Annotated in this window: 27 protein-coding genes; 8 read left to right on the plus strand and 19 right to left on the minus strand. The window is 69.2% G+C overall.

The window, feature by feature from the left end; genetic code table 11:
- Nucleotides 1-10 precede the first annotated feature (10 nt).
- Both QWY76_RS03915 and galU read right to left on the minus strand, forming a co-directional pair.
- Complete coding sequence (locus QWY76_RS03915) at nucleotides 11-1,300, minus strand: UDP binding domain-containing protein (protein ID WP_290309799.1); 1,290 nt, start codon at nucleotides 1,298-1,300, stop codon at nucleotides 11-13.
- Between the two features lie 3 nt (nucleotides 1,301-1,303).
- Nucleotides 1,304-2,194 (minus strand): UTP--glucose-1-phosphate uridylyltransferase GalU, encoded by an 891-nt coding sequence (gene galU, locus QWY76_RS03920; protein ID WP_290309800.1) that lies wholly within the window; start codon nucleotides 2,192-2,194, stop codon nucleotides 1,304-1,306.
- A gap of 148 nt (nucleotides 2,195-2,342) precedes the next feature.
- On the opposite strand from galU, the gene ubiG reads away from it, so the two are divergent.
- From ubiG to QWY76_RS03935, 3 genes are all read left to right on the plus strand, one after another.
- Nucleotides 2,343-3,068 (plus strand): bifunctional 2-polyprenyl-6-hydroxyphenol methylase/3-demethylubiquinol 3-O-methyltransferase UbiG, encoded by a 726-nt coding sequence (ubiG, locus tag QWY76_RS03925; protein WP_290309801.1) that lies wholly within the window; start codon nucleotides 2,343-2,345, stop codon nucleotides 3,066-3,068.
- Nucleotides 3,065-3,748: an HAD family hydrolase gene (locus QWY76_RS03930; RefSeq protein WP_290309802.1), complete on the plus strand. Its 684-nt coding sequence runs from the start codon at nucleotides 3,065-3,067 to the stop codon at nucleotides 3,746-3,748. The genes ubiG and QWY76_RS03930 overlap by 4 nt, the downstream gene beginning before the upstream one ends.
- Nucleotides 3,749-3,886: 138 nt before the next feature.
- Nucleotides 3,887-4,744: a hypothetical protein gene (locus QWY76_RS03935; RefSeq protein WP_290309803.1), complete on the plus strand. Its 858-nt coding sequence runs from the start codon at nucleotides 3,887-3,889 to the stop codon at nucleotides 4,742-4,744.
- 54 nt (nucleotides 4,745-4,798) lie between these two features.
- Here the strand turns inward: QWY76_RS03935 and QWY76_RS03940 are convergent, their stop codons facing one another.
- The 13 genes from QWY76_RS03940 to QWY76_RS04000 all read right to left on the minus strand — a co-directional run bounded on the left by QWY76_RS03940 (nucleotide 4,799) and on the right by QWY76_RS04000 (nucleotide 16,329).
- Nucleotides 4,799-5,560 carry a YciK family oxidoreductase gene (locus QWY76_RS03940; RefSeq protein WP_290309804.1) on the minus strand — a complete coding sequence of 254 codons (762 nt, stop codon included), beginning with the start codon at nucleotides 5,558-5,560 and terminating at the stop codon, nucleotides 4,799-4,801.
- A gap of 10 nt (nucleotides 5,561-5,570) precedes the next feature.
- Nucleotides 5,571-6,425: a tol-pal system protein YbgF gene (ybgF, locus tag QWY76_RS03945; protein WP_290309805.1), complete on the minus strand. Its 855-nt coding sequence runs from the start codon at nucleotides 6,423-6,425 to the stop codon at nucleotides 5,571-5,573.
- A gap of 37 nt (nucleotides 6,426-6,462) precedes the next feature.
- Nucleotides 6,463-7,011, minus strand: coding sequence for a peptidoglycan-associated lipoprotein Pal (gene pal / locus QWY76_RS03950; RefSeq protein WP_290309806.1), 549 nt, complete (start codon nucleotides 7,009-7,011; stop codon nucleotides 6,463-6,465).
- 23 nt (nucleotides 7,012-7,034) lie between these two features.
- Nucleotides 7,035-8,324 (minus strand): Tol-Pal system beta propeller repeat protein TolB, encoded by a 1,290-nt coding sequence (gene tolB / locus QWY76_RS03955; protein WP_290309807.1) that lies wholly within the window; start codon nucleotides 8,322-8,324, stop codon nucleotides 7,035-7,037.
- A complete protein-coding gene (gene tolA / locus QWY76_RS03960) occupies nucleotides 8,324-9,571 on the minus strand; it encodes a cell envelope integrity protein TolA (protein WP_290309808.1) in 1,248 nt (415 codons plus the stop codon). Before tolA ends, tolB begins: the two co-directional genes overlap by 1 nt.
- 9 nt (nucleotides 9,572-9,580) lie before the next feature.
- Nucleotides 9,581-10,021 (minus strand): protein TolR, encoded by a 441-nt coding sequence (tolR, locus tag QWY76_RS03965; protein ID WP_290309809.1) that lies wholly within the window; start codon nucleotides 10,019-10,021, stop codon nucleotides 9,581-9,583.
- Nucleotides 10,022-10,033: 12 nt separating this feature from the next.
- Nucleotides 10,034-10,711 (minus strand): protein TolQ, encoded by a 678-nt coding sequence (gene tolQ, locus QWY76_RS03970; protein ID WP_183382504.1) that lies wholly within the window; start codon nucleotides 10,709-10,711, stop codon nucleotides 10,034-10,036.
- Nucleotides 10,712-10,761: 50 nt separating this feature from the next.
- Nucleotides 10,762-11,781 (minus strand): Holliday junction branch migration DNA helicase RuvB, encoded by a 1,020-nt coding sequence (gene ruvB / locus QWY76_RS03975; RefSeq protein ID WP_290309811.1) that lies wholly within the window; start codon nucleotides 11,779-11,781, stop codon nucleotides 10,762-10,764.
- Nucleotides 11,782-11,830: 49 nt separating this feature from the next.
- The gene (gene ruvA, locus QWY76_RS03980; protein WP_290309812.1) at nucleotides 11,831-12,445 is read right to left on the minus strand and encodes a Holliday junction branch migration protein RuvA; all 615 of its coding nucleotides are present in this window, start codon (nucleotides 12,443-12,445) and stop codon (nucleotides 11,831-11,833) included.
- A 133-nt stretch (nucleotides 12,446-12,578) separates the two neighbouring features.
- Nucleotides 12,579-13,121 (minus strand): crossover junction endodeoxyribonuclease RuvC, encoded by a 543-nt coding sequence (ruvC, locus tag QWY76_RS03985; RefSeq protein WP_290309813.1) that lies wholly within the window; start codon nucleotides 13,119-13,121, stop codon nucleotides 12,579-12,581.
- A gap of 233 nt (nucleotides 13,122-13,354) precedes the next feature.
- The gene (locus QWY76_RS03990) at nucleotides 13,355-14,107 is read right to left on the minus strand and encodes a YebC/PmpR family DNA-binding transcriptional regulator (protein WP_290309814.1); all 753 of its coding nucleotides are present in this window, start codon (nucleotides 14,105-14,107) and stop codon (nucleotides 13,355-13,357) included.
- Between the two features lie 140 nt (nucleotides 14,108-14,247).
- Nucleotides 14,248-16,029 carry an aspartate--tRNA ligase gene (gene aspS / locus QWY76_RS03995; RefSeq protein ID WP_290309815.1) on the minus strand — a complete coding sequence of 594 codons (1,782 nt, stop codon included), beginning with the start codon at nucleotides 16,027-16,029 and terminating at the stop codon, nucleotides 14,248-14,250.
- A 48-nt stretch (nucleotides 16,030-16,077) separates the two neighbouring features.
- Nucleotides 16,078-16,329 carry an FmdB family zinc ribbon protein gene (locus tag QWY76_RS04000; protein WP_290309816.1) on the minus strand — a complete coding sequence of 84 codons (252 nt, stop codon included), beginning with the start codon at nucleotides 16,327-16,329 and terminating at the stop codon, nucleotides 16,078-16,080.
- Nucleotides 16,330-16,534: 205 nt separating this feature from the next.
- Here QWY76_RS04000 and QWY76_RS04005 point away from each other — a divergent pair, with 205 nt between their 5' ends.
- The 3 genes from QWY76_RS04005 (at nucleotide 16,535) to QWY76_RS04015 (ending at nucleotide 19,571) form a co-directional block, all read left to right on the plus strand.
- Nucleotides 16,535-17,473, plus strand: coding sequence for a D-2-hydroxyacid dehydrogenase (locus QWY76_RS04005; RefSeq protein ID WP_290309817.1), 939 nt, complete (start codon nucleotides 16,535-16,537; stop codon nucleotides 17,471-17,473).
- Nucleotides 17,474-17,699: 226 nt separating this feature from the next.
- A complete protein-coding gene (locus tag QWY76_RS04010) occupies nucleotides 17,700-18,608 on the plus strand; it encodes a ribokinase (RefSeq protein WP_290309818.1) in 909 nt (302 codons plus the stop codon).
- Between the two features lie 21 nt (nucleotides 18,609-18,629).
- Nucleotides 18,630-19,571, plus strand: coding sequence for a nucleoside hydrolase (locus QWY76_RS04015; protein ID WP_290309819.1), 942 nt, complete (start codon nucleotides 18,630-18,632; stop codon nucleotides 19,569-19,571).
- Between the two features lie 3 nt (nucleotides 19,572-19,574).
- Here QWY76_RS04015 and QWY76_RS04020 read toward each other — a convergent pair whose 3' ends face one another.
- Nucleotides 19,575-19,847 carry an acylphosphatase gene (locus tag QWY76_RS04020; RefSeq protein WP_290309820.1) on the minus strand — a complete coding sequence of 91 codons (273 nt, stop codon included), beginning with the start codon at nucleotides 19,845-19,847 and terminating at the stop codon, nucleotides 19,575-19,577.
- 408 nt (nucleotides 19,848-20,255) lie between these two features.
- Here QWY76_RS04020 and QWY76_RS04025 point away from each other — a divergent pair, with 408 nt between their 5' ends.
- Entirely contained in the window at nucleotides 20,256-21,296 is a 1,041-nt protein-coding gene (locus QWY76_RS04025; protein WP_290309821.1) for a Glu/Leu/Phe/Val family dehydrogenase, read from the plus strand.
- 18 nt (nucleotides 21,297-21,314) lie between these two features.
- Here the strand turns inward: QWY76_RS04025 and QWY76_RS04030 are convergent, their stop codons facing one another.
- The gene (locus QWY76_RS04030) at nucleotides 21,315-22,421 is read right to left on the minus strand and encodes a YihY/virulence factor BrkB family protein (RefSeq protein WP_353960387.1); all 1,107 of its coding nucleotides are present in this window, start codon (nucleotides 22,419-22,421) and stop codon (nucleotides 21,315-21,317) included.
- A 199-nt stretch (nucleotides 22,422-22,620) separates the two neighbouring features.
- On the opposite strand from QWY76_RS04030, the gene QWY76_RS04035 reads away from it, so the two are divergent.
- On the plus strand, nucleotides 22,621-23,715 hold the full coding sequence (locus tag QWY76_RS04035) for a bifunctional nicotinamide-nucleotide adenylyltransferase/Nudix hydroxylase (protein WP_290309822.1): 1,095 nt from the start codon (nucleotides 22,621-22,623) through the stop codon (nucleotides 23,713-23,715).
- Nucleotides 23,716-23,932: 217 nt separating this feature from the next.
- Here QWY76_RS04035 and QWY76_RS04040 read toward each other — a convergent pair whose 3' ends face one another.
- Together QWY76_RS04040 and cls are read right to left on the minus strand one after the other, a co-directional pair.
- Nucleotides 23,933-24,850 carry a LysR substrate-binding domain-containing protein gene (locus QWY76_RS04040; RefSeq protein ID WP_290309823.1) on the minus strand — a complete coding sequence of 306 codons (918 nt, stop codon included), beginning with the start codon at nucleotides 24,848-24,850 and terminating at the stop codon, nucleotides 23,933-23,935.
- A 94-nt stretch (nucleotides 24,851-24,944) separates the two neighbouring features.
- Nucleotides 24,945-26,363, minus strand: coding sequence for a cardiolipin synthase (gene cls, locus QWY76_RS04045; protein ID WP_290309900.1), 1,419 nt, complete (start codon nucleotides 26,361-26,363; stop codon nucleotides 24,945-24,947).
- Nucleotides 26,364-26,425 lie beyond the last annotated feature (62 nt).

A 26,425-nucleotide genomic window follows, 5' to 3' on the forward strand; every position in this document is an offset into this window, starting at 1 on the left:
TGCCCCGGGCTCAGGGATCCGCGCGGCGGCCGATCCCGCGGTAGCACAGGCCCATGGAGGCCACGTGGGCCGGATCGTAGATGTTGCGTCCGTCCAGCAGCAGGCGGCCGGTCAACTGGCCCGCCAGGCGTGGCCAGTCGGGATTCCAGTAGGCCTTCCACTCGGTCACCAGCATCAGGGCGTCGGCCCCTTCGCTGGCCTCGAAGGGATCGCCATCGAACAGCTCGAGCAACGGATGCTCGCCGAGGCGCTCGCGCAAGGCGCCGATGGCCGCCGGATCATGCAGCCGGACCCGCACCCCCTGGGCCCAGAGCGCCCGCAGCAGGGTCAGTACCGGCGCATGGTCGATGCGCGCCGTGCCCGGCTTGAAGGCCGCCCCCCAGATCGCGACCACCCGCCCCTCCAGTCGGCCGTGGTAATGCGCCCAGAGCTTGCGGAACAGGGTTTCCTTCTTGTGCTCGTTGATGTCGACCACCTGGTCGAGCAGCGCCGAATGCCGGCCGCTGGCCGACTGCACGTCGGCCAGACGCATCAGGTCCCGGGAAAAGTTCGGACCGCCGAAGCCGCAGCCGGGGTACAGGTACTCGTAGCCGATACGGGTATCGGCCCCCATCCCCTGGCGGACATGCTCGACATCCACGCCGAGGGAGTCGGCCAGGCCGGCGATCTCGTTCATGTAGCTGATGCGGGTCGCCAGCATGCCGTTGATGGCCAGCTTGGTCAGTTCCGCCGCCCGACGCGGCATGCGCTGGAATACCTCGCGGCGGCGATTGAAGGCGCGCAACAGCTCGCGCACCTGATGCTCGGCGGCATCGTCATCGCAGCCCAGCAGCCAGCGTGACGGCCGGGTGAAGGCCTCCCAGGCGCGACCTTCCTCGAGCAGGTCGGCCAGCGCCACCGCATGGCGCCCGCCGAAGCCGGCTTCGAGCTGGTCGGTGTCGCCGACCGGAAAGGTCGAGTTGTTGATCAGCACCGCCTCGGGGGACAGCGCGGCACTCGCCTGCGCCACCGCCTCGGCGGCATCGCCACGCTGCTCGGGCGACAGGGCCAGCCACAGCACGTCGAACGCGGCCCCCTCGTCCGGGGTCTCGTCCGCCGCGAGGATGCGCAGGTGGCCCGTGGTCATGGCCTCCTCGAGGCGCTCCTTGAGCTGTGGCTCGCTGGTCAGCCAGCCGCTCGCCGTCAGGGTGGTCCAGCCTTCGCTGGCATGGGGCCGCCAGACCACGCTGTGTCCGACCCAGGACAGGGCCGCCGCCGCCGTGGCCGCGGCGAGTTCACTGCCGTGCACCAGTACCCGCATGGCTCAGTCCTCGTGGCTGTAGCGGCTCAGCAGCTCGCGAAAGCCCTGGCCGTAACGCGGGTGACGGCGACCATAGGCGAGAATGGCCTCCAGGTAGCCGAGCTGATGGCCGCAGTCATAGGTGCGGCCGCGCATGCGCCAGGCATCCACGCCCTCTTCGCGACGCAGGGTCTCGATGGCATCGGTCAGCTGGATCTCGTTGCCGGCCCCGGGCGGGGTCTCGGCGAGCAGCGGGAAGATCCGCCCCGGCAGCACATAGCGCCCGATCACCGCCAGGTCGGAGGGCGACTCTTCCACCGCCGGCTTCTCGACGACGCCGGCCAGCGGGCAGCCTCCACCCGGCGCAGGCGGCTCGCCCTGGGGAGCGACGATGCCGTACTTGTAGACCAGCTCGTGGGGCACTTCCTCCACCATCAGCTGGCTGTGACCGGTCTGCTCGAAGGCCTCGAGCATGCCCGCCAGGTCGTTGCGCTCGAGGCCGGTGTCATCGACCAGCACGTCGGGCAGCAGCACCGCGAAGGGCTCATCGTCGCCGATCACCGGACGGGCGCAGAGCACCGCGTGGCCGAGGCCCAGGGGCTCGGCCTGGCGCAGGCTGATGATATTGACGTCGTCGGGGACGATCGAGCGCAGCTCCTCGAGCAGCTCCTCCTTGCCCTTGGCCTCGAGGCTGGCCTCGAGCTCGAAATGCTTGTCGAAATGGTTCTCGATGGCGCTCTTGCTGCCATGCGTCACCAGCACGATATCGCGGATACCGGCCTCGACGGCCTCCTGCACCACGTACTGGATCACCGGTCGGTCGACGATGGTGATCATTTCCTTGGGAATCGCCTTCGAGGCGGGCAGGCAACGAGTTCCGAAGCCGGCGACGGGCAGAACTGCCTTGCGGATCATGGTGCGGGTCCCTGTCATCTCAATGCCGAATGGGTCCCGGGGCCAGGACGATGGGAATGCGCTCCCGGGAATGCGTAGAATAGACATGATACCGAACGAGGCCGACCCTGCCACCGTGGCAGAGCGGCGACACCTACGGAGACGATAGATGACGGCAAGCCAGTCGCAACCGGGCAATGTCGACCAGGCGGAGATCGCCAAGTTCGAGGCCCTGGCCGACCGCTGGTGGGACATGCATGGCGAGTTCAAGCCGCTGCACGACATCAACCCCCTGCGCCTCGACTTCATCGATGCGCGCTCGGGCCTGGCGGGACGCCGGGTGATCGACGTGGGCTGTGGCGGGGGCATCCTCGCCGAGGCCATGGCCCATCGCGGCGCCGAGGTCATCGGCATCGACCTGGGCGAGGCCCCGCTGGCCGTGGCCCGCCTGCACGCCGCGGAGGCCGGCGTGGCGGTGGACTACCGGTGCATCAGCGTGGAGGAGATGGCCGACGCCCATGCCGGCGAGTTCGAGGTGGTGACCTGCCTGGAAATGCTCGAGCATGTCCCCGATCCGGCCTCCGTGGTGCGGGCCTGTGCCCGCCTGGTCAAGCCGGGCGGCCAGGTGTTCTTCTCGACCCTGAACCGCAATCCCAAGGCCTACGCCCTGGCGGTGCTGGGGGCCGAGTACCTGCTGCGCATGCTGCCGCGGGGCACCCATGACTACGCCAAGTTCATCCGCCCGTCGGAGCTCGCCGCCTGGTGCCGCGAGGCGGGGCTCGAGGTGTGCGAGCAGAACGGCCTGACCTACCAGCCCCTGAGCCGTCGCTACCGCCTGTCGGCGACCGATGTCTCGGTCAACTACCTGATGCACTGTCGCCGGGAGACGACATGACACCGCCCCTCCCTTCGGCCCTGCTGTTCGACCTCGATGGCACCCTGGTGGATACCGCGCCCGACCTGGCCCGCGCCACCAATGCCCTGCGCGCCCATCACGGCCTGTCGGCGCTGCCCTATCCGGTGATCCGCGCCCAGGTCTCCAACGGCGGCAGCGCCCTGGTGACCCTGGCGCTCGGGTTCGACAAGGCCCACCCCGAGCACCAGGCGGCCCGCGACTTCCTGCTGGCGGCCTATGGGGAGGCGCTGGCCGTGGACAGCCGCGTCTTCCCTCCGCTGGAGCGCCTGCTGGCGGGCTGGAGCGGCGCCGGGCGCCCCTGGGGCATCGTCACCAACAAGCCCCGGGCCTACGCCGCCCCGCTGGTTCGCGAGCTCGGCCTGGCCCCGGGAACGCTGCTCTGCGCCGATGACCTGCCGGTCAAGAAGCCCGATCCGGCCCCGCTCCACGAGGCCGCCCGAAGGCTCGCCGTGGCGGCCTCGGCCTGCTGGTACATCGGCGACCACGTGCGTGACATGCAGGCCGCCCGGGCCGCCGGCATGACTGCCGTGGCGGTGGGCTATGGCTATCTCGAGGAAGAGGACGACTATCGGCAGTGGCCGGCCGACCTGTGGTTCGATACGGCCGAGGTGCTGGTAGCGGCACTGCTCGGGCACCGCGGGGGCGCCCCAGCGCCCTGACGCCTGGCGGTCAGACCGAAGGAGAGCAACACTACAAGACAGGGTCTCGCCGAGCCGCGGGGGCTTCCTGCACCGCGACGTGGAAGCGTCCGCCGCTGGCACCATGGCCGCGATCAGGGCGTTCACGAGGTAGGCGTGATGAGGAAGCGCTGCCCGCACTGCCAGAGCTTCAGCGTCGTCAGATTGCGGCGGCCCCTCTGGAAACGCCTCGCCAGGCGCCCCCATCGCTATGCCTGCATCGATTGCGGGGCCAGCGTCCAGCGGGATGAGGCCCTGACCGTGGGGGAGGCCTGGTGTCGCGACGCCCTGCAGGATCCGCGCCCCGCGCATTCGGCGGCGCCGGGCCGCCAGCACGCCGCACGACCGGAAGAGGCCAGGGCCGGCGCCCCGCCGCCCTCCCGCCCGAGGCCGATATCGACACTGTTGAGATGGCTGGGCAGGGCGCCGATCCGAGTCTGGGTCATCAAGCAGATCGATGACGACATCCTGCATCTCTGTGGTATCGGTACCCCGCATGGCGAGCAGAGACGAAGGGCCGTCATCGAGGCACTGGCCAGGGGCGTGTATCGAAGCGGCATCCGCATCGGTCAGACCGGGCCGGTGCTCAACAGCCGTCTCTTCCAGGCCCTGGTTCCCCTCGAGGCGTTGCGGCTCGAGCAGGGCTCCGCCGCGCTCTGGCAGGGTCGTCGCTGGCGGGTCTCACGAGTGCCAGCGCGCTGCTGGACATACGAGGGTCGCCTCGTCGCCCATCCTGCCCTTCTCGATAGTCGCGCGGGCTGGATCAGCAGCGAAGATGTCTCCACCCTCCGCGACAGCATAACACCCTGCTATACCCCGCCGGGCATGGTCGAGTTCAAGTGCGGCGCCGCCAGGGGAGATCCGCTTGCCTATAAAGCACCTTGTGCGCGCCGTGACAATCAGCAAGGGGCGGGTGGGCGCCCGTCCCCTGATCACGGCTTGCCCGCCGCCCATCCCGACAGGAGCGATCCCGAGTAATGGCGGGTGCCGCGCGGCAAGCGGCGAAGGCAAGCACCGCGACGCGCAGGACCGTCAGGAGCTGGCTGGCTGGGCATCGAACCGCTCGCCATTGTGCCCGCGACTGTCGGGGCCCATCAGCCACAGGTAGGTCGGCATGATGTCCTCCGCGGCGCGCAGGCTCATCGGGTCTTCCGCCGGATAGGCGCTCTTGCGCATGGCGGTACGAGTGGCGCCGGGGTTGAGGCTGTTCACCCGCAGGCTGCCCAGGTGTTCGACCTCCTCGGCCAGCACCTCGACGAAGCCCTCGGTGGCGAATTTCGACACCGCATAGGCCCCCCAGTAGGCGCGTCCGCGACGGCCCACCGAGGACGAGGTGAAGATCACCGAAGCATCCCTGGAGGCGGTCAGCAACGGCAACAGCGCCTGGGTCATCCAGATCGGGCCGTTGATGTTGACCTGCATCACCTGTTCCCAGAGCTCGGGATTGTACTGCTCGAAGGGAGTGATGCGGCCCAGCAGGCCGGCGTTGTGCAGGATACCGTCCAGGCGGCCGAACTCCTTGTCCAGGGTCTCGGCCATGTCATGGAAGTCCTTGAGGCTGGCGCCCTCGAAGTTGAGGGGGAAGATCGCCGGCTGCGGCAGGCCCTCGGCCTCGATCTCATCGTAGACCGCCTCGAGCTTGGCGATGGTTCGGCCCAGCAGGATCACCGTGGCGCCATGCCGGGCGAAGCTCAGGGCGGCGGCGCGCCCGATGCCATCGCCGGCCCCGGTCACCAGGATCACCCGATCGGCGAGCAGGTCGCCGGGCGGGACATAGTCGATCTTGCAGCGCATCACGGCTCCTCTAGTTGCCCGACTGGCGCAGGAAGTCGCCGGCGAGGTTGGCGGCACTGCTGTCCGGGTACTGGTCACGCACCCGCTCGAGCAGTTCGCGGCTGGCATCCGGTTCGCCCTGGCGCGCCTTCAGCAGACCCAGCTTGTAGAGGGTGTCCGGGACCTTGCTGCTGTCGGGAAAGTCCTCGAGGACGCGGCGGAAGGCCGCCTCGGCCGGCTCCAGCTCGGAGGCCGCGGAATGCAGCTCGCCCAGCCAGTAGTAGGCATTGCCGGTCAGCTGGCTGTCGGGATGCTCGGCGACGAAGGCCTCGAAGGCCTGGGTGGCCGCCGCGAACTCCCGCGCCTGGACCTTGGCGAAGGCGGCCTGGTAGGCCGACCGGGCCGCGGCATCGCCGCCACCGGTCGAGGCCCGCTGGCGGGTCTCCCCGGCCGCGTCCTGGGGGCCCTGCTGGCGCCCGCTGCCACCGGCCGCGCCCTGGGGTCCCTGCTGGCTACCCCTGCCACCAGACGCGTCTTGCGGGCCGCGACTGCCGCCCGCGGCCAGGCGGTCCTCGATGTCCATGTACTGCTGGCGGGTCTGTCGGCGCAGCTGCTCGAGCTGGTAGCGCAACTCCTCCACCTGGCCACGCAATCGGCGGAGCTCTTCCTGGTTGCGCTGTACCTCATTGAACAGCAACAGGCGTCCCCCCGCCTCCTCGCGGGTGGTCGCCTGCTCGTAGAAGCTGCCGCCGCCGGAGCCGCCGGCGCCAAAGGCGCCGCCGGAGAGATCCTCCACTACCGGCTGCTGGGCCAGCGCAGGCACCGTCAGGACCAACGGGAGCCCCAGGGCCCCCGCCTTGCACAGTCGTTTCAGACCCTGTGTCATCGCTTGCTCCCTGTCGAGGTTGAAGCCGGGCTCAGGCTCAGTAGGCGAAGACGACCCGACGGTTCTGGGCATAGGCTTCCTCGTTGCCGCCGCGGGCCGCCGGGCGCTCTTCGCCGTAGCTGACGACTTCCACCTGGGATGGCGAGACGCCCTGGACGCTCAGGAAGCGTTCCACGGCGCCGGCACGACGCTCGCCCAGCGCGAGGTTGTACTCGCGGGTGCCGCGCTCGTCGGTGTGGCCCTGCAGCACGACGCTGGCATCCGGGTTGCCCTGCAGGAACCGGGCGTGGGACTCGAGCACGGACTGGAACTCGGGGCGGATCGCATCGCTGTCGTAGGCGAAATAGATGGTGCGCACCTCGGGGATCCGCGCACCGGCCATCTGGCCGGCGCCCTCGCCCAGACCGCTGCCACTCATCTGACCGCTGCTGCCGGCACCCCCGGCCCCCCCGGCGCCACCGGCACCATTGCCGCCCGCGATGCCATCCATGGATCCTTCCTGGGTGCCGCCACCGCTGGAACAGCCTGCCATGACGGCCAGCGACACGGCGACGGACAGAGAGCGGACATAGGGCTTGAGTTGCATCGTAAGACTCCTTGCGTGAGACATCAGTTCAGGAAAGGCGACCAGGCGGGCTCGCGCACGTCACCCTGGGCCGCGGGCAGACGGAAGGACGCGCGCCCATCCGCGGTCACGGCCCCCAGCACCCCGTTGCCTCCCTGCTGGGTGGCGAAGATTACCATGGTGCCATTGGGCGCGACACTGGGCGATTCCGACTGGCCGCTCTCGCTCAGTTCGACGAGGCGTCCGCTGTCCAGATCCTGGCGAGCGACCTGGTAGCCGTTGCCTCCGCGATGGATCAGGAAGATGGACTCGCCGTCCGGTGAAAAGCGCCCACGGGCATTGTAGTTGCCGGTGAAGGTCAGTCGCTCGGGACTGGCGCCGCCCAGTGCCTGACGATAGATCTGCGGGCCGCCGCTGCGATCCGAGGTGTAGATCAGGCTACCCCCGTCCGGCGCCCAGGCGGGCTCGGTCTCGATGCTGGAGCCACTGGTGACCCGCTCGAGGTTGCGCGACCCGATATCCATGACATAGATGTCCGGCTGACCATCCTTGGACAGCGCCATGGCCAGGCGTCGCCCATCCGGCGACCAGGCCGGCGCGCTGTTGAGGCCCTCGAAGGAGGTGACCTGCGCCCGACGGCCGCTGGCCACTTCCTGCACGTAGATCGCCGGTCGGCCGGACTCGAAGGAGACATAGGCCAGCTTGCGGCCGTCCGGCGACCAGTCCGGCGACATGATCGGCTCGTCGGAGCTCAGCACCTGCTTGCTGTTGCGCCCGTCGGCATCGGCGACGAACAGCTGGTAGGACGTCTGATCCCCCACGCCCTGGGAGGTGACATAGGCGACGCGGGTCGAGAAGGCACCGCGAATGCCGGTGATCTCCTCGAAGATCTTGTCGCTGATGCGGTGCGCCGCGGCACGCAGCTGGCTGTCGTTGGCGGTCAGCACCTCACCGAGCAGTCGCGAGCCATCGCTGACGTCCATCAGCTCGTAGCGGATCTCGACCCGGCCGGCCTCGCGGCGGACCCGCCCGACCACCAGATAGCGGGTGTCCAGGGCCTGCCAGTCACCGAACTTGACCTCATCGCCGCTCGAAGGGGTGGCGAACATGGCCTCCCGCTCGAGGGGGGCGAAGTAGCCACTGCGCTCCAGGTCGTCGGCGACGACCTGGGCCAGGTCGACGGGCAACTGGCCACCCTCGGCGGCGAAGGGCACCACCGCGATGGGCGTGGCCTGCTCGTTGCCGCGGGTAATGTCGATGGTCAGTTCGGCCTGGACGAGCGGCGCACAGAACAGCAGCGCGGCCGCCAACCAGGTAGTCATCAAGGCTCTCATCAGCGGATATCCCCCGGTTTGAATCTGAGATTGAATTCTCGGTACTGACGCTGCACCGATGAAGGTAGCTCACGCAGTTCGGCGAAGGGCGCCGCGGCCCTGACCGCCTGGAGCGCCGAGCGGTCGAAGGCGCTGTCGCCGCTACTGCGGCCGATGCTGGCGGCGAACAGCTCCCCGGAGGGCCCCAGCCGCACCCGGATCTCGGCGGTGGCATTGCCGGTCACGTTGGGCGGAATCGCCCAGGCCTGCTCGACCGCCTGACGCACCAGGTTGATGAAGCCGTTGGCGGCCTCCTCGGCCTGGGCGCTGTTGGCCACGCTCTCCGATTCACCGGCGATGGCCTGGTCCAGTCCCTGCTGGGCCGCCTCCGCCGCGCGGCTCGCGGCTTCTTCCCGGCGGCGCTGCTCCTCGGCCTGGCGCTGACGTTCCGCCTCGGCCTCGCGCCGGCGCTGCTCCTCGGCCTGGCGCTGACGTTCCGCCTCGGCCTCGCGCTGGCGCTGCTCCTCGGCCTGGCGCTGACGTTCCGCCTCGGCCTCGCGCTGGCGCTGCTCCTCGGCCTCGCGCTGGCGCTGCTCCTCGGCCTCGCGCTGGCGCTGCTCCTCGGCCTCGCGCTGGCGTTGCTCCTCGGCCTCGCGCTGGCGTTGCTCCTCGGCCTCGCGCTGGCGCTGCTCCTCGGCCTCGCGCTGGCGCTGCTCCTCGGCCTCGCGCTGGCGCTGCTCCTCGGCCTCGCGCTGGCGTTGCACCTCGGCCTCGCGCTGGCGCTGCTCCTCGGCCTCGCGCTGGCGCTGCTCCTCGGCTTCGCGCTGGCGACGGGCCTCCTCCTCGGCCTGGCGCTGGCGTTCGGCCTCGCGCTCGGCCTCGGCGGCACGCCGCTCCGCCTCTTCGGAGGCCTGCTCGGCCACCTGCCGCGCCGCTTCCCTCGCCTCGGCTTCGGCAGCCTGCTTTTCGGCCTGCTGAGCCTGGCGCTCCCGCTCGGCCTGTCTGGCCTCCTCCTCGGCCTGCTGGCGCGCCGCTTCTTCCTCGGCCTGCTTGGCCGCCTGGGCCGCGGACTTGGCCTCCTCGGCGCGCTGCGCCCGGTCGGTGGCGGTCTCGGTGCTGACCAGGGTGGCCTGGACGATGGACCGGTTCGGCGGTTCCTGCTCGGCCGCGGGAAAGCGGATCACGCTGATCACCAGGATCCCGAGATGCAGGGCAATGGCGAGCAACAGCGGCAGACCATAGCCCACGCGTCGTTGGTGTCTGGCCATGGGCTCTCCTCAGGCGTCCCCGGGGGGCGGTTCCGAGATCAGCCCGACGTTGGCGACGCCGGCCGTCTGCAGGGTACTCATCAGGGTGACCACCTGGCCGTAGGAGACGTTGCGGTCCCCCTCGACCAGCACCGGTGTGCCAGGATGGCGCTCGAGCAGGATGATCACCCGCTGGCTCAACTCGTCCAGCGTCACCTCGGTGGTGTCGCTGCCCAGGGTGATGAACAGCTGCCCCTCGCGATCCACCGAGACGACGATCGGGTCGCGCTCCTCGGTCTCCTCGATGGGCTCGGACGTGACCTGGGGCAGGTCGACCTGGACGCCCTGGGTCAGCATCGGCGCGGTGATCATGAAGATCACCAGCAGCACCAGCATGACGTCGATGAACGGCACCACGTTGATCTCGTTCATCGGCTTGCGCCGACCCATGCGATGGAAGGGTCCGTGCATGGCGTGTCTCCCTCAGCCGGCGGCGGCGTCGCCGCGCCCCTGCAGGTTGCGGTGCAGGATGGAATGGAACTCCTCGGCGAAGTCCTCGTACTTGCCCAGCAGTCGCGAGGACTCGGCGGAGAGCCGGTTGTAGAAGATCACCGCGGGAATCGCGGCGAACAGGCCCATGGCGGTGGCAATCAGCGCCTCGGCGATCCAGGGCGCGACGGTGGCCAGCGTCGCCTGCTGGGCCATGGAGAGGGACTGGAAGGAGCCCATGATCCCCCAGACGGTGCCGAACAGCCCGATATAGGGGCTCGACGAGGCGACCGTGGCCAGGAACACCAGGTGCAGGTTGAGTCGGTCCTCCTCCCGGGACCAGGCGACGCGCATGCTGCGCTGGACGCCGTCGAGGATCGCCTGGGGACTGCGGGTCTTGGGCAGCAGGCGATTGAATTCGCGGAAACCGGCGCGGAAGATGTGTTCGGCGCCGAGGGTTTCCTGCTCGGAGGGCGTCTCGCGGTAGAGCTCGTTGAGGTCGACCCCGGACCAGAAGCGGTCCTCGAAACGGCGATGGGCATTGCGGGCGCGGCGCATCACGAAGGTGCGCTGGAAGATCACTACCCAGGAGAGCAGCGAACCCAGCAGCAGCAGCAGCATCACCGCCTGGACCACGCCGCTGGCGTTGATGATCAGGTGGGGAATGGACATGGCGTCGTTCACGGGATTCCTCGTCTCGTCGATCGTGACTGGGTGAGTCGTCAGGGGCTCGGGGCCCGGTCGTCCGGGGCCAGGCCGAAGTGCTGCCAGGCCTGCCGGGTCACCACCCGCCCGCGGGCGGTGCGCATCATCAGGCCCTGCTGGATCAGGTAGGGCTCGATGACGTCCTCGATGGTATCGCGCTCCTCGCCGATGGCGGCGGCCAGGGAGTCGACCCCCACCGGCCCGCCATCGAACTTCTCGATCATCGCCAGCAGCAGGCGACGATCCATGTGGTCCAGGCCATGGTGGTCCACGTGGAGCATGTTGAGCGCCTGGTCGGCGATCTCGGCGTCGACGCGCCCGCCGCCGCGCACCTCGGCGAAGTCGCGCACCCGGCGCAGCAGGCGGTTGGCGATCCGCGGCGTGCCCCGGGAGCGCCGCGCCACCTCGCGGGCGCCGGCCGTATCGCTCTCCACGCCGAGCAGCCGGGCCGAGCGGGCGACGATCTCGGTGAGTTCCTCGATGCTGTAGAATTCCAGGCGCTGGACGATACCGAAGCGATCCCGCAGCGGCGAGGTCAGCAGGCCGGCCCGGGTGGTGGCGCCGACCAGCGTGAAGGGCGGCAGGTCGAGCTTGATGGAGCGGGCCGCCGGTCCCTCGCCGATCACGATATCGAGCTGGAAGTCCTCCATGGCGGGATAGAGGATCTCCTCGATCACCGCCGACAGGCGGTGGATCTCGTCGATGAACAGCACGTCACCGGGCGCCAGGTTGGTGAGCATGGCGGCGAGATCGCCGGCGCGCTCGAGCACCGGACCGGAGGTGGACTTGAGCCCCACCCCCATCTCGGTGGCGATGATGTTGGCGAGCGTGGTCTTGCCCAGGCCCGGCGGGCCGAAGACCAGGGTGTGGTCGAGGCTCTCCTCGCGGCCGCGGGCGGCGCTGATGAAGATATCCAGCTGCTCGCGCACCCGGGGCTGCCCGATGTAATCGTGGAGATGCTTGGGTCGGATGGCGTGGTCGAGGCTGCCCTCGCCCTCGCGGGTGTCGGCAGCGATCAAGCGGTCAGTTTCCAGCATGCTGGTCCTCCGCTGGGAGCCGGGATGGGATGGATGGCCGGGGCATGGCCTAGCCCGCCATGCGACGAGCCAGCGCCGCCTTGATCATCGCCTCGGTACTGCCCTCTTCGCCGAGGCCGACCAGCATCCGCGTGGCCTCGGCGGGCTTGTAGCCCAGGCTGACCAGCGCCGCCTCGGCATCGGCCAGCGGATCCTGGCGACCGGTCGCCGGCGACGGCGTGGAGCCGACCTCGGCGGCGGTAAGCTCGGCGCCTCCTTCCCAGTGGGGAAAGCGATCGCGCATCTCCACGATCAGCCGCTCGGCGGTCTTCTTGCCGACGCCGGGCAGGCGGGTCAGCGCCTTGACGTCGTCGTCCATCACGCAGCGGATGAAGGCTTCCTCATCCATGCCCGAGAGGATCGCCAGGGCCAGCCTGGGCCCGATGCCATTGACCTTGATCAGGGCCCGGAACAGGGCCCGCTCCTGCTCCCGGGCGAAGCCGTAGAGCAGATGGGCGTCATCGCGCACCGTCAGGTGGGTGTACAACGCGACCTGCTCGCCGAGACCCGGCAAGGCCACCAGGGTCGTCATCGACGCCTCGAGCTCATAGCCGATGCCGGCCACGTCCACCACCAGCCAGGGTGGCTGTTTCTCCAGCAGGGTGCCACGCAGGCGTCCGATCATGGTATGTCACAGTCCTTGGTCAAGAATCCAGCGCGGCGGGGCGCATCGCGCTCACTATACTGGTCCCCTTGGCGCCATGCCAGTCCAGGCAAACGGCGTTCGATAACAGCCAACCGTCGCCGTTCCGCGACATTCAGGAGGGCCGGTAGTCCCGCCAGGCATTGCCCTTGCGTGACCGCTTGCCGCCGCCGAAGCTGCCCTGGGTGATCAGGCCCTGCCGCGCATGGGCGTGGGTCAGGGCGATTGCCAGGGCATCGGCCGCATCGGCCTGGGGCGTGCCCGACAGCCCGAGGATGGCGGTGACCATATGCTGGACCTGGGCCTTGTCCGCCGCCCCACCCCCGGTGACCGCCTGCTTGATCTGGCGCGGACCGTACTCGCTCACCGGCAGGCCATGGTTGGCGGCGCAGACGATGGCGGTGCCCCGGGCCTGGCCGAGCTTGAGCGCCGAATCGGCGTTCTTCGACATGAACACCTGCTCGATGGCGAACTCCCCGGGGCCATGCAGCCCGATCACCTCGCTGATGCCGGCATAGACCTGGGCCAGGCGCTGAGCCAGATCGTCGCCCCGGGTGCGGATGCAGCCACTGGCCACATAGCGCGGGCTGGAGGCGCTGGCATCCAGCACCCCGTAACCGGTGATCCGCGAGCCGGGATCGATGCCCAGGATCAGCACCGGCCCTCCTCCGTCCGGCACGGGGCGCCCGGCCGGCTCCGTTCACCGCCGCAGTGCGTCGACGATCCCATTCGTGGCCGGTCGAGCGTGCCTGGGGGGACAGGCTCGCCCCTCGAGCCCCGCCATGATGTCATCGGCGGCTGGTCAAATCGTGCATTGGGGGACACGCCCATTCCTCGAGTCCTTCCATGATGTCATCGGCGGCTGGTCAGATCGCGCATGGGTGGACAGGCTCACTCCTTGAGCTCATCCATGATGGCATCCGAGAAGTCCGCATTGGTGTAAACATTCTGCACATCGTCCAGCTCCTCGAGCATGTCCACCAGCTTGAGGATGCGTCGGCCGAGCTCGATGTCGTCGATGGGGGCATGGTTGTCGGGGTATAGGCCGACGTCGCTGGCGTCCGGCTCGATGCCCGCCGCGACCAGGGCGTCCTTCACCGCGCCGAAGGCCTGGGGGCTGGTGACCACCTCCAGGCGACCGTCGCCCAGGGCCTCGATATCCTCGGGCTCGGCGGCCAGGGTCGCCTCCATGGCGGCCTCCTCGCTGATTCCCTGCGGCAGGATCAGGCGCCCCTGCTTGTGGAACATGAAGGCCACCGACCCGGCGGTGCCCAGGTTGCCGCCGTGCTTGCCGAAGGCATGTCGCACGGCGGAGACAGTGCGATTGCGGTTATCGGTCATCGCCTCCACCAGCATCGCCACCCCCTCGGGACCATAGCCCTCATAGACGACCTCCTCCATGTCGTCGCCGTCGCCGTTGCCGGCGCCACGGTCCACGGCCCGCTGGATGGTGTCCTTGGTCATGTTGCTGGCCAGCGCCTTGTCGATGGCGGCGCGCAGGCGCGGATTGTCGTCGGGCTCGCCGCCGCCTTGCCGGGCGGCCACGGTCAGCTCACGGATCAGCTTGGTGAAGATCTTGCCCCGCTTGGCGTCCTGGGCGGCCTTGCGATGCTTGATGTTGGCCCACTTGCTGTGGCCTGCCATGTCACGTCTCCTCGGCGATCCCCGCTGGCCAGCCGCGCCCGGCATATCGCGCAGGGCCAGGGCATCCCCGTTGCTGGATGGGGCGCGCCCAAATGACACCGGCGCCCTGGGGCGCCGGTGGAGGGTTGCCGGAGCGCGCCTTACTCGCCGGCGCCTTCCGCCTTGGCCTTCTGGCGCAGCCGGATATTGAGCTCCTTGAGCTGCTCGGCACTGACCTCGCCCGGGGCGTCGGTCATCAGGCAGGCCGCGCTCTGGGTCTTGGGAAAGGCGATCACCTCGCGAATGGTACGCGCCCCGCTCATCAGCATGACCAGGCGGTCGAGGCCGAAGGCCAGGCCGCCATGGGGCGGCGCGCCATACTGCAGGGCGTCGAGCAGGAAGCCGAACTTCTCGCGCGCCTCCTGCTGGTCGATGCCCAGCACCTCGAGCACCGTCTGCTGCATGGCCTGGTCGTGGATACGGATCGAGCCGCCGCCCAGCTCGGTGCCGTTGAGCACCATGTCATAGGCCCGGGACAGGGCCCCGGCCGGGTGGTTCTTGAGGGTCTCGACGTCACAGGACGGTGCCGTGAAGGGATGGTGCAGGGCCTGCAGGCGGGCACTGCCGTCGTCCTCGAACATCGGGAAGTCGACCACCCACAGCGGCGACCACTCGCAGGTATAGAGGTCGAGATCCTCGCCGAGCCGGACACGCAGCGCGCCCAGCGCCTCGTTGACGATGCGCGCCTTGTCGGCGCCGAAGAAGATGATGTCGCCATCCTCGGCGCCGAGCCGGTCCAGCAGTTGCTCGACCACGCCCTCCATGAACTTGACGATCGGCGACTGCAGCCCCTCGAGGCCCTTGGCACGCTCGTTGACCTTGATCCAGGCCAGGCCGCGGGCCCCGTAGATGCCGACGAACCTGGTGTAGGCGTCGATCTCCTTGCGCGACAGCGAGGCACCACCCTTGACCTTGAGCGCCGCGACGCGGCCGTCGTCGGCGTTGGCCGGCCCGGAGAACACCTTGAAGTCCACGTCCTTCATCAGGTCGTCGACGTCGGTGAGCTCCAGCGGGATGCGCAGGTCCGGCTTGTCGGAGCCGAAGCGGCTCATGGCCTCGGCATAGGGCATGCGCGAGAACTCGGGCAGCTCGACCTGCAGCACTTCCTGGAACAGCTGGCGGATCATGCCCTCGGTGATCGCCATGATGTCCTCCTCCTCGACGAAGGAGGCCTCGAGGTCGATCTGGGTGAATTCCGGCTGGCGATCGGCGCGCAGGTCCTCGTCGCGGAAGCACTTGGCGATCTGGTAGTAGCGGTCGAAGCCGGACACCATCAACAGCTGCTTGAACAGCTGGGGCGACTGCGGCAGGGCGAAGAAGCTGCCGGCATGGGTGCGGCTCGGCACCAGGTAGTCCCGGGCGCCCTCGGGGGTGGCGCGGGTCAGGATCGGGGTCTCGATGTCCAGGAAGCCCTGGCCCTCGAGATAGGCCCGCACGCTGTGGGAGATCCGCGAGCGCAGCCGCAGCTTGTCGATCATCTCCGGGCGGCGCAGGTCGATGTAGCGGTGCTTGAGGCGCACCTCCTCGCCGACCTTGCCATGCTCGTCGAGCTGGAAGGGCGGCGTGGCCGCGGTGTTGAGGACCTCGACGTCCTTGGCCAGCACCTCGATCAGCCCGGTGGGCATGTTGGGGTTCTGGGTGCCCTCGGGGCGCAGCCGCACGCGGCCCTGGATGCGCAGCACGTACTCGCTGCGGGCGCGGTCGGCAGTGGCGAAGGCCTCGGCGGTATCGGGGTCGACCACGACCTGGGCGATGCCATCGCGGTCGCGCATGTCAAGGAAGATGACCCCGCCATGGTCACGGCGGCGATGTACCCAGCCGCACAGGGTGACCGTCTGATCCACCATGGTCTCGTTCAGCTGGCCGCAATAATGGCTGCGCATGTCGTATCCTGTTTCGTTGCGTGATGAAAAGGCGCGAGTGGTGACGGCTCAGGCCGCGGCGCCGCCGTCGGAGGATGTCCCAGCCCCCTGGCTGTCGCCGGCCAGGTTCTTCTTGCCCCCTGACTTGAAGTCGGTCTCGTACCAGCCGCCGCCGGCCAGCCGGAAGCCGGCGGCCGACACCAGGCGTCCGAGCTCGGCCTGGTCGCAGGCGGGGCAGTCGGTCAGCGGCGCGGCGCTGAGCTTCTGCAGCTTCTCCAGTCGATGGCCGCAGGCCTTGCACTCATATTCGTAGATGGGCATGGTTTGGTTCTCCCTGAAACGACGTCCCGGTGGGCGACGCGACGACGCAACATGGCTCGGTCGCGAATGACGTTCTGCGATATATGGGCAGCCTGCGCAAACTCCAAGCCTGCCTCGAAAGCCGCATATTATAGCCTGTCGTGCCGCCCGAGGCCCAGCCCCGGGGCCACGCATCCGTCGCCGTCCCGCACACAAGGAAACCGCCATGCATGCCGTGATTCTCGACGCCGCCAGCCTGGGTCAGGAGATCGACCTCACCCCGATCGAGGCGCAGCTGGACAGGCTCGATGTCCACGACCACACCGCCCCCGGTGAGGTGACATCGCGGCTGGCAGGCGCCGAGGTCGCGATCGTCAACAAGGTGGTGCTCGACGACGCTACCCTCGACCGCCTGCCGGCGTTGCGGCTGATCTGCGTGCTGGCCACCGGTACCAACAACATCGACATGGCGGGTGCCGAGCGGCGCGGGATCGCGGTGCGCAATGTCACCGCCTATGGCACCGCCAGCGTCGCCCAGCACACCCTGATGCTGCTGCTGGCCCTGGCCGCCCGGCTGCCCCGCTACCAGCGCGACGTGAGCCAGGGGCGCTGGAACGCGAGCCCCTTCTTCTGCCTGCTGGATCACCCCACCCTGCAACTGGCGGGCAAGCATCTGGTGATCGTCGGCCAGGGCGAACTGGGGACGCGGGTCGGCGAGCTGGCCGAGGCCTTCGGGATGCGCGTCAGCTTCGCCGCCCGTCCCGGCGACGCCGGCGGCGACTCCCGGCCCTCCCTGGCCAGCCTCGCCCCCGAGGCCGATGCCCTCAGCCTGCACTGCCCGCTCACCGAGGCGACCCACCACCTGGTGGACGAGGCCCTGCTGGCGAGCCTCAAGCCCGAGGCCTTGCTGCTCAACTGCGCCCGCGGCGGCATCATCGACGAGCTCGCCGCCCTGGCCGCCCTCCGCCAGGGGCGCCTCGGCGGCCTCGGGGTCGATGTGCTGCCCCAGGAACCGCCCCGGGAGGGCCATCCGCTGCTCTCGGCCCTCGACGAGCCGCTCAACCTGATCGTTACCCCGCACAACGCCTGGATCAGCCCCGAGGCTCGCCAGCGCATCGTGGCACTGACCGCGGACAACCTCGCCGCCTTCCTGGCACGCGGCTGAGGGTGGGCGAGTGCCCTGTCCGCCCCGTTGATCCGTGGCACGGCCGCTGGCTGGGGCTCGGCTCAGCGGGCATGATTCACTCGGCGATGGCTCGGGCCGGATGCGGGAAGTCCGCAGCAAAGATAACGGTATAAACCCTGTCTTCTCTCACGGCCTGCTTGCACCCCCGGGGCCGGGTCTGGATACTTCTGGCGAGCACCCCTGTTTCAGCTCACCGGACCACGGCATGCTGCATAACCTCGGGTCGATCAATCTCGACCACGTCTATCGCGTCCCCCACCTGGTCAGGCCCGGCGAGACCCTTGCCAGCCACGACTACCGCGTCGGCCTGGGGGGCAAGGGCGCCAACCAGTCGCTGGCCATGGCCCGGGCCGGCGGCCGGGTCCGCCACTGGGGGCGGCTCGGCCGGCAGGACGCCTGGGCACGGGATCTCATGGAGCGCAGCGGCGTGGCCGTCGACAGCGTTGCGCTGGTCGACGAGCCCAGTGGGCACGCCATCATCCAGGTGGATGACCAGGGCGAGAATGCCATCCTGCTCTTCCCCGGGGCCAACCATGGCTTCACGACGGCCGAGCTGGATGCGCGGATCGCCGAGATCGCCCCCGGCGACTGGCTACTGACCCAGAACGAGTGCAATGCCCTGCCCCGGGTGTTCGCCCAGGCCCAGGCACGGGGGGTGAAGATCGCCTTCAACCCGGCCCCCATGACCGAGGCGGTCGCCGACCTGCCCCTGGAAGCCTGCCGGCTGCTGTTCGTCAACCGCGGCGAGGCCGAGACCCTCACCGGCCTCGCCGCCGGCGCCCACGCGGAGGCCCTGCTGGAGGCCCTGGCCCGCCGGCTTCCCGCCACCGAGACGGTGCTGACCCTGGGCGGCGACGGTGCCTGGTACCAGCACGGCGACCAGCGCCATTTCCAGCCGGCACTGCCGGTCGTCGCCCGGGACACCACCGCCGCCGGCGATACCTTCATCGGCTACTACCTGGCCGCGGTCCAGGCCGACCTGCCGCCGAGGGCCTGCCTCGAGCGTGCCGCCACGGCGGCGGCACTGGGCGTCCAGCGCCTCGGCGCCACCGAGAGCATTCCCGACGCCAGCGAGGTGGAGCAGGCCCTGCGCCACGGTCTCGACGCCCCCTGATCGTCATCGACGAGGAGCCCCATGACACACCCGATCATCTTCGATACCGACCCCGGCGTCGATGACGCCCAGGCCATCGCCATCGCCCTGCGCCACCCCGCCATCGAGCTGCTGGGCATGACCACCACCTTCGGCAATGTCGATGTGACCACCGCCACCCACAACGCCCTGCTGCTCGCCGAGCTGGCCGGTGGTGAGGTGCCCGTGGCCCAGGGGGCCGCCGCCCCGCTGGTCAAGCCCCGCCACCCGGCTCCGGCGCATATCCATGGCGCCAACGGCCTGGGCGACATCGCGCTGCCCGAGGTGCAGGGCCGCGCCGACCCGCGCAGCGCGGCACGCTTCATCATCGATACGGTCAATGCCCGCCCCGGCGAGGTCAGCCTGGTGGCGGTCGGGCCGCTCGGCAACCTGGCCACGGCCCTGCAACTCGACCCGACCCTGATCGACAAGGTCAGGCAGGTGGTGGTGATGGGCGGCTCGATACGAGAAGGCGGCAACGTGACCCCGGTGGCCGAGGCCAATATCTTCAACGACCCCCATGCCGCCGCGCGGGTACTCACCGCAGGCTGGCCGCTCACCCTGGTGGGCCTGGACGTGACCCACCGCTGCGTGCTCGGTCCGGCGCACATGGCGCGCATCGCCGCCGGTCAGGGCAAGCTGGGCGAGGTGCTGGCCGGCAGCTACGGCTTCTACCGCGATTTCTACCAGGCCATGCTCGGCATCGACGGCTGCTGCCCCCATGACAGCTGCGCCCTGGCCTGGCAGATCCGACCGGAGCTGTTCACCACCGCCCGCGGCCACTTGACCGTGGCCACCCAGGGCGACGCCGAGGGCCAGACCATCTTCGCCCCGGAAAACCGCGGCTATATCGAGCCCCGCTGGTCGCGCACGCCGCTGGCGAACGTCTGCCTGGGCGTGGACGGCGCGGCCGTGGTGGAGTGGATCACCGAGACCCTGGCGTGACCCTCAGGATGTCGTGAAGCAATCCGGGTCATGCTGCTCGACCACCTCGAGCTCCACGTGGGTGACCCGGGCCCCCGGCGGCCCCTTCCACAGCCACTCGCTGAGATCGCGAACCGCCTCACGGCGCCCGCACAGCAGCACCTCGACACGGCCATCCGGCAGGTTCCTGGCATGCCCGGTGATCCCGGCCTTGAGGGCCTGCTCCTGAGTGGCGCGACGGTACCAGACCCCCTGCACCTTGCCGGTCACCAGGGCCTTCACACAGCAGCTGTCCATTCGGCGTCCTCCTTGTCGATGCGCGGACCCGCGGCCCGCGAGAGAGCGGAAGCATGCTTCTCTTTCTAGCAGTCTGTCGGATTTGACCGATCGTCGCGAGACAGACGGATGTCGAGACAGGTTCATTCGATCCGACAAGGCGAATAGCGTGCCATTTCACGACTCGGATCGAATGAAAGTGGCCGTAAGCCCGAATTTCGTAGCAGATCGGCGTTGAGTCCGACAGGCGACCAGCATCCCGGCCGCTCGCCACCAAGGCGCGAGGCTTCCCCGGGGCCAGGCGATGCACTAGTCTTTAGGCTGACATACAGACGATCGCTCGGCCAAAAGCCGGGGCGACGCCAGGATTCGCCGCCCACCCCGCGGCGGACCTTCCCACAACAACCTTCCTCACCAGGGAGCCACGTCATGCCGGTCTTCGACCACCCCGAGTTCGATCACCATCAGCAGGTCGTCTTCGGCAGCGATGCGGCGAGCGGATTGCGCGCCATCATCGCCATTCACGACACCCACCGCGGACCCGCCCTGGGCGGTTTGCGCATCTATCCCTACGCCAGCGAGGCGGACGCCCTGACCGATGTGCTGCGCCTGTCCCGGGGCATGACCTACAAGTCGGCCCTGGCCGACCTGCCCCTCGGCGGCGGCAAGGCGGTGATCATCGCCGACCCGCGTCGCGACAAGAGCCCCGACCTGCTGCGCGCCATGGGACGGCTGATCGACTCGCTGTCCGGCCACTACATCACCGCCGAGGATTCCGGCTCCAGCGAGGCCGACATGCGTGTCATCGCCGAAAGCACCGCCCATGTGGGCGGCCTCGGCCACGACGGCCGCTCCGGCGACCCCTCGCCCTTCACCGCCCACGGGGTGTTCTGCGCGCTGAAGAGCGCCGTGCGCCATGGCCTGGACCGCGACGACCTCGGCGAGCTGCGGGTGGCCATCCAGGGAGTAGGGCATGTCGGCGCTCACCTGGCCCGCCAGCTCCACGAGGCCGGCGCACAGCTGGTGCTGACCGATGTCGACCGCGATGCGCTGAGGCGCCTCGCCAATGAGCTGGATGCCGAGGTCTGCGCCCCCGAGAGCATCGCCGATGCCGAGGTGGATGTCTTCGCCCCCTGTGCCATGGGCGCCGCCCTCACCCCGGCCGTGGTCGAGCGACTCAAGGCCCGGGTGGTCTGCGGCGCGGCCAACAACCAGCTGGCCCAGCCGGACGTGGCACGCCTGCTGACCGAACGCGGCATCCTCTACACGCCGGACTACGTCGCCAACGCCGGCGGGGTGATCGAGATCGCCTGGCAGCGTCGCGAGGACTATCGCCGCGAGGCGGTGATGACCCATATCGAGGGCATCGGAGCCACCCTCGACGAGATCTTCCGGCGCGCCGAGCGCGAGGGCCTGAGCCCCGCCCGGGTGGCCGACGACCTCGCCCGGGAACGTTTCGGCGCCGGTTGACGCCCGAGGGGCCGGGCGTCAGTCCCGGCGCCCCGTCCGCGAGGGTGGGGTGACCTCCCCTGCCGCCGCCTCGCCGCGGCCCTGGGCCGGCGGCTCCTCGTGGTCCTGGCCCCTCTCCGCCGTCGACGCCTCGTGCGACGTCTCTCCCTCACTCGCGGCGTCGCCGCCACGGCGCCTCTTCAGGGGCAGGCCGCGCCGGCGGGAGGAGCGCCGTGGCGCGGGCTCGTCGAGCAGCTCGTGCCTGACCCGTACCGCGGTATTGCGCGGGATGATCTCGCGGCCCCGAGCCAGCAGGTGGCACTTGGTGAAGGCCGCCCCGAACAGCAGGATCAGCGAGGAGTAATAGACCCACAGCAGCACGACCACCACGGAGCCGGCGGCGCCGTAGGTGGACGCCGTGGCGGTGTAGGCCAGATAGGCGGCGATGGCCGACCGGCCGATGGCGAACAGCAGCGCGGTGACCACCGCCCCGACCATCACGTCCCGCCAGCTCAGCACCACGTCCGGCAAGACCTTGAAGATGGTGGCGAACAACGCCGCCACCACGGCCAGGGAAACCAGGAACTCCAGGCCGGCGGCCAGGGCGCCGAGAACGGGCAGCAGGTCGTTGGCGGCATTGAGCACGGCATTGACGGCCACCCCCAGCAACAGCGAGACCAGCAGGATGAAGCCGATGGCCAGCACCACGGCCAGCGAGAGGATGCGGTTCTTGAGGAAGAGCAGCAGGCTGTTGGAGCTGGGACGCGCGGTCACCCCCCACAGGGTGTTCAGCGAGTACTGCATCTGGCCGAAGACGGTGGTCGCCCCGACCAGCAGCGCCCCGACGCCGAGCAGGGTCGGCCAGAGCCCCGACTGCTGGATCCGCGACTGGGCCACGGCGTCCTGTATCGCCGCGGCGGCGGCTGGGCCCATGGTGCCCTGCAGCTGGGCGACGATCTGTCCCTGGGCGGCCTCCTCGCCGAGCACCACCCCGATCACGGCGACCGCGATGATCACCGTGGGGGCCAGCGAGAAGAGGGTGTAGAAGGCCAGCGAGCCGGCAAAGCTGAAGGCGTTGCGCTCCAGCCACAGCTTCACGGCGTCATGCACCACGCCCCACCAGAACAACACGCTCTGCTTGATCATGTGCTTGCCTCACAGTCCCTTGCCTGTCTACCAGCATACCGAAGCCGCGCCGGCCATGCAGGTCGGGGCCATCGCTGCCGGACACGAGCAGGACGCCGAGGATGCCGCTGTCTGCGACACCCCTGCCGTGCAGGTCGCGGCAATTGCACGGCCTCGAGCGGGTCACCATAATGGGCGTTTTACCGCGCGGAGCGAACCCATGAGTCCGAGACCGGACGCCGACAGCCCCCCCCACGACTTCGACTGTCTGGTCTTCATCGGCCGCTTTCAGCCCCCCCATCTCGGTCATCTGGCGGTCATCCACGAGGCCCTCAAGCGCGCGCGCCAGGTCATCGTGCTGGTCGGCTCCGCCTGGCAGGCCCGCTCGCTGCGCAACCCCTGGCGCTTCGACGAGCGGCGCCGGATGCTGCGCACCGCCTTCGACGAGGAGGACAATGCCCGCCTCGAGATCGTGCCGCTGCTGGATGCCCTGTACAACAACGACGTCTGGGTGCGCGACGTGCAGCGCAAGGTGCGCGATATCGCCGCGCCGAGCCAGGCCCGCCTGCCACGGATCGGGCTGATCGGGGCCAGTCGCGGCCAGTCGAGCTACTACCTGTCGCTGTTCCCCCAATGGGAATCGGTCAGCGTGCCGATGGTCGAGGGCATCTCGGCCAGCCAGATCCGCGAGCGACTGTTCCGCTCCCCGGCGGCCGCGGCGGACTACGCCAGCACCGGCGCCTCCCATGACCTGCCCCCGGGAGTCGTGGAGAAGATCCGGGCGTTCTTCGCCACGGAGCCCTATCAGCAGCTGGTCGAGGAACAGCAGCTGCTGGACCAGTATCGCGACGCCTGGTACCAGGCGCCCTACCCGCCGATCTTCGTGACCGTGAACGCGGTGGTGGTGCAGTCGGGACACGTCCTGCTGGTCAAGCGCACGGCGGCGCCGGGCAAGGGCCTCCATGCCCTGCCCGGCGGCTTCATCAATCCCCATGAACGCCTGCTGGATGCCTGCCTGAGGGAACTGCGCGAACGGGTCCGGCTCAAGGTGCCTGAACCCGTGCTCAAGGGCTCGCTGAGGGGCCAGCGGCTGTTCGACGAGCCCCACCGCAGCTGGCGCGGTCGGACCCTGGCCGAGGCCTTCTACTTCGCCCTGCGCCCCGAGCAGCAGCTGCCGCGTCTCAAGCCGGTGAAGGGCGGTGACCATGCCCGCTGGGTGCCCCTGGCCGATCTGGAGCCGGACGGACTCTTCGAGGACCACTTCTTCATCATCCAGAACTTCCTGGGCCTGCCCGCCGACTTCAGCGAACCCTGATGCCGAGCGGCTCCTTCAGCGAGCCCTGACAGGAACAGTCGAGTCCAAGACGCCAGGATCGATGCTTAATCTCCTAAAAAGGTAGGGATTTCCGTAGCGAGCGAAGACTAGGTCGGTCACCGCCGCAGCGCAGCTACCGCAGTGTAGCCTGCTACATGAGGATAGCGAGCAGCGCCGGTGGCCGAGCTATCGAGCGCAGTAGGAAATCACACCTTTTTCAGGCCTGGAGGAAATCCCGCGGCAACTTCATCATCTGCCGCCAGAGCTTCTCGACCCCGGGCTTGTGGACCAGCGAGCAGCGATACAGCCGGATCTCCAGGGGCACGTCGAGACTCTCGTCGCCGGCCCGCACCAGGCGGCCGTCCTTGAGTTCCTCGCGGATACAGAAATCGGGGATCCACGCCATGCCCATGCCTTGCAGCACCATGCCCTTGAGGCCCTCGGCCATGGCGGTCTCGTAGACGGTACGCAGGCGCAGGCGCAGCGGGTCGTTCTTGAGCAGCATGCGCACGCTGCGACCCAGGAAGGCTCCCTGGGTATAGGAGAGATAGGGCACCGACTCGCTGCCCTCGAGGGGGAACCGCGGCCGGCCCCGGGCATCGGGCAGGGAGACCGGGAGCATCTGCACCTGGCCGATGGAGAAGGACGGGAACACCTCGGCGTCGAGCTGCATGCTGGCGTAGGGGTCATAGTAGGCGAGCATCAGGTCGCAGTTGCCCTCGCGCAGCACATGGATGGCATCACCGACGTTCATCGCCACCAGTCGCGTCGGCAGCTCGCCCACCCCCTTCTGCAACCGCGAGATCCACTTGGGATAGAAGCTCAGCGCCAGGGAATGGGCGGCGACGATGTCGAGCGCCTCGTTGGCGATGGTCAGGCCACGCAGGTGGCCGAGACTCTCGTTGAGCTGCTCGACCATGCTGCGGGCGGTGACCAGGAACAGCTGCCCCTCCGGGGTCAGGTCGACCGGCGTGGTGGAACGGTCGACCAGGGTCACCCCCACCGCCTGCTCCAGGGAACGAATGCGCCGACTGAAGGCCGGCTGGGTGACATGACGCTGGCGCGCCGAGGCGGAGAAACTGCGCGTGTTGGCCAGGGCAACGAAGTCTTCCAGCCACTTGGTCTCGAGGTTCACCACGACTCCCGATCGCTGATGCAAGAGCGGCCCCACGCCGGAGCCAGCCGAGGGCTGCTAATGTACCCCAGCCCGCGAGCGGACCCAAGCCGCGTCACTGCACGGGCGCGAACAGGTAGGCCGCGCGGGACACCAGCTTGCGCCACAGCGGACGCGAGGTGATCTCCTCCAGGCTGACCCGGCGACAGTCGGCGAAGTCCCGCTCGAGCATCGCCGCCACCTCGGCGGCGAAGCCGCGGTCGGGCACGAAGGCGGTGATCTCGAAGTTCAGGCGAAAGGAGCGGTTGTCGAGATTGACGGTGCCGACGCTGGCCGCCTCGCCATCGATCAGCATCACCTTCTGGTGCAGGAAGCCCGGCTGGTAGCGGTAGACCTTGACCCCGGCGCGCAGCATGTCGGGCAGGAACGAGAAGGCCGAGAGGAACACCAGCAGGTGATCAGGGCGCTCCGGCATCATGATGCGCACGTCCACCCCCCGCATGGCCGCCAGGCGCAGGGCGTCCTGGACGCTGCGATCGGGCACGAAATAGGGGCTGGTGACCCAGAACCGCTCCCGGGCGCAGTGAACGGCATGTTGCACCAGCAGGCTGGCGGTCTCCTGGGGGTCGGCGGGCCCCGAGGGCACGATCACCACGTTCTGGCATTCCTCGCAGGTCACCTGCGGCGTCCAGTTGAGGCGGATCACCTCGCCCGTCGCCCAGTGCCAGTCCTCCCAGAAGGCCTCCTGCAGGCCGAGCACGCTGGGGCCGGTCAGCTTGAGGTGGGTATCGCGCCAGTGGCCATGCCGGGGATCCTGCCCCAGGTATTCGACCCCGACATTGAAGCCGCCGACCCAGCCCTGGCCACCGTCGACCACCAGGATCTTGCGGTGGTTGCGGAAGTTGAGCTGGAAGCGATGGCGCAGCCCGCGGGAGGAGTGGAAGGCGCTGACCTCCACGCCGGCCTCGCTCAGGTCGCGCAGGTAGCGCTCGGGCAGCTTGTGGCAGCCGATCTCGTCGTACAGGAAGCAGACCCGGATGCCCTTCTCGGCGGCGCGCTGCAGGCGGTGCTTGAGTTCGAGGCCCAGGGCGTCGTCGCGGACGATGAAGAACTGGATCAGGATGTAGTCACGCGCCGCCTCGATGCCGGCGAACAGGCTGTCGAAGGTCGCCTCCCCGTCCACCAGCAGCTCGCTGCGGTTGCCGCTGGTCAACGGCATCATCGCCAGCTTCTCCACCGCCAGCACGTCGGCGTCCCGGGCACCGGCCAGATAGGGCGAGACCCGCTCGCGATAGCGGGCCAGCACGCGCCGGAGCACGGTGTCCCGCTCGCCCCGGGCCGACGCATAGCCATAGAAGCGCGGACGACCGAACACCCAGTAGGCCGGCACCGCCAGGTAGGGCAAGGTGATCAGCGAGATGATCCAGGCGATGGCGCCCTGGGAGGTACGGCTGGACATCAGCGCCTGTACCGCCGAGAGGGCACCGAGCACATGAATCAGCAGGATCAGTACGCCGAACAGCCAGGAGGCCATGGTCAGTCCCCGTTCCGTGGGAGGATGCCGCGGCGCCGGACGGCGCCGCCACCAGCATACCC

This window comes from Halomonas maura, from assembly GCF_030409305.1.
Lineage (GTDB): Bacteria > Pseudomonadota > Gammaproteobacteria > Pseudomonadales > Halomonadaceae > Halomonas > Halomonas maura.

Excerpts from the sequence above, each read along its gene's own strand:
- QWY76_RS03915 (WP_290309799.1), bottom strand. The coding sequence starts at position 1,300 with ATGCGGGTACTGGTGCACGGCAGTGAACTCGCCGCGGCCACGGCGGCG.
- galU (WP_290309800.1), bottom strand. The coding sequence starts at position 2,194 with ATGATCCGCAAGGCAGTTCTGCCCGTCGCCGGCTTCGGAACTCGTTGC.
- ubiG (WP_290309801.1), top strand. The coding sequence starts at position 2,343 with ATGACGGCAAGCCAGTCGCAACCGGGCAATGTCGACCAGGCGGAGATC.
- QWY76_RS03930 (WP_290309802.1), top strand. The coding sequence starts at position 3,065 with ATGACACCGCCCCTCCCTTCGGCCCTGCTGTTCGACCTCGATGGCACC.
- QWY76_RS03935 (WP_290309803.1), top strand. The coding sequence starts at position 3,887 with ATGAGGAAGCGCTGCCCGCACTGCCAGAGCTTCAGCGTCGTCAGATTG.
- QWY76_RS03940 (WP_290309804.1), bottom strand. The coding sequence starts at position 5,560 with ATGCGCTGCAAGATCGACTATGTCCCGCCCGGCGACCTGCTCGCCGAT.
- ybgF (WP_290309805.1), bottom strand. The coding sequence starts at position 6,425 with ATGACACAGGGTCTGAAACGACTGTGCAAGGCGGGGGCCCTGGGGCTC.
- pal (WP_290309806.1), bottom strand. The coding sequence starts at position 7,011 with ATGCAACTCAAGCCCTATGTCCGCTCTCTGTCCGTCGCCGTGTCGCTG.
- tolB (WP_290309807.1), bottom strand. The coding sequence starts at position 8,324 with ATGAGAGCCTTGATGACTACCTGGTTGGCGGCCGCGCTGCTGTTCTGT.
- tolA (WP_290309808.1), bottom strand. The coding sequence starts at position 9,571 with ATGGCCAGACACCAACGACGCGTGGGCTATGGTCTGCCGCTGTTGCTC.
- tolR (WP_290309809.1), bottom strand. The coding sequence starts at position 10,021 with ATGCACGGACCCTTCCATCGCATGGGTCGGCGCAAGCCGATGAACGAG.
- tolQ (WP_183382504.1), bottom strand. The coding sequence starts at position 10,711 with ATGTCCATTCCCCACCTGATCATCAACGCCAGCGGCGTGGTCCAGGCG.
- ruvB (WP_290309811.1), bottom strand. The coding sequence starts at position 11,781 with ATGCTGGAAACTGACCGCTTGATCGCTGCCGACACCCGCGAGGGCGAG.
- ruvA (WP_290309812.1), bottom strand. The coding sequence starts at position 12,445 with ATGATCGGACGCCTGCGTGGCACCCTGCTGGAGAAACAGCCACCCTGG.
- QWY76_RS03990 (WP_290309814.1), bottom strand. The coding sequence starts at position 14,107 with ATGGCAGGCCACAGCAAGTGGGCCAACATCAAGCATCGCAAGGCCGCC.
- aspS (WP_290309815.1), bottom strand. The coding sequence starts at position 16,029 with ATGCGCAGCCATTATTGCGGCCAGCTGAACGAGACCATGGTGGATCAG.
- QWY76_RS04000 (WP_290309816.1), bottom strand. The coding sequence starts at position 16,329 with ATGCCCATCTACGAATATGAGTGCAAGGCCTGCGGCCATCGACTGGAG.
- QWY76_RS04005 (WP_290309817.1), top strand. The coding sequence starts at position 16,535 with ATGCATGCCGTGATTCTCGACGCCGCCAGCCTGGGTCAGGAGATCGAC.
- QWY76_RS04010 (WP_290309818.1), top strand. The coding sequence starts at position 17,700 with ATGCTGCATAACCTCGGGTCGATCAATCTCGACCACGTCTATCGCGTC.
- QWY76_RS04015 (WP_290309819.1), top strand. The coding sequence starts at position 18,630 with ATGACACACCCGATCATCTTCGATACCGACCCCGGCGTCGATGACGCC.
- QWY76_RS04020 (WP_290309820.1), bottom strand. The coding sequence starts at position 19,847 with ATGGACAGCTGCTGTGTGAAGGCCCTGGTGACCGGCAAGGTGCAGGGG.
- QWY76_RS04025 (WP_290309821.1), top strand. The coding sequence starts at position 20,256 with ATGCCGGTCTTCGACCACCCCGAGTTCGATCACCATCAGCAGGTCGTC.
- QWY76_RS04030 (WP_353960387.1), bottom strand. The coding sequence starts at position 22,421 with ATGATCAAGCAGAGCGTGTTGTTCTGGTGGGGCGTGGTGCATGACGCC.
- QWY76_RS04035 (WP_290309822.1), top strand. The coding sequence starts at position 22,621 with ATGAGTCCGAGACCGGACGCCGACAGCCCCCCCCACGACTTCGACTGT.
- cls (WP_290309900.1), bottom strand. The coding sequence starts at position 26,363 with ATGGCCTCCTGGCTGTTCGGCGTACTGATCCTGCTGATTCATGTGCTC.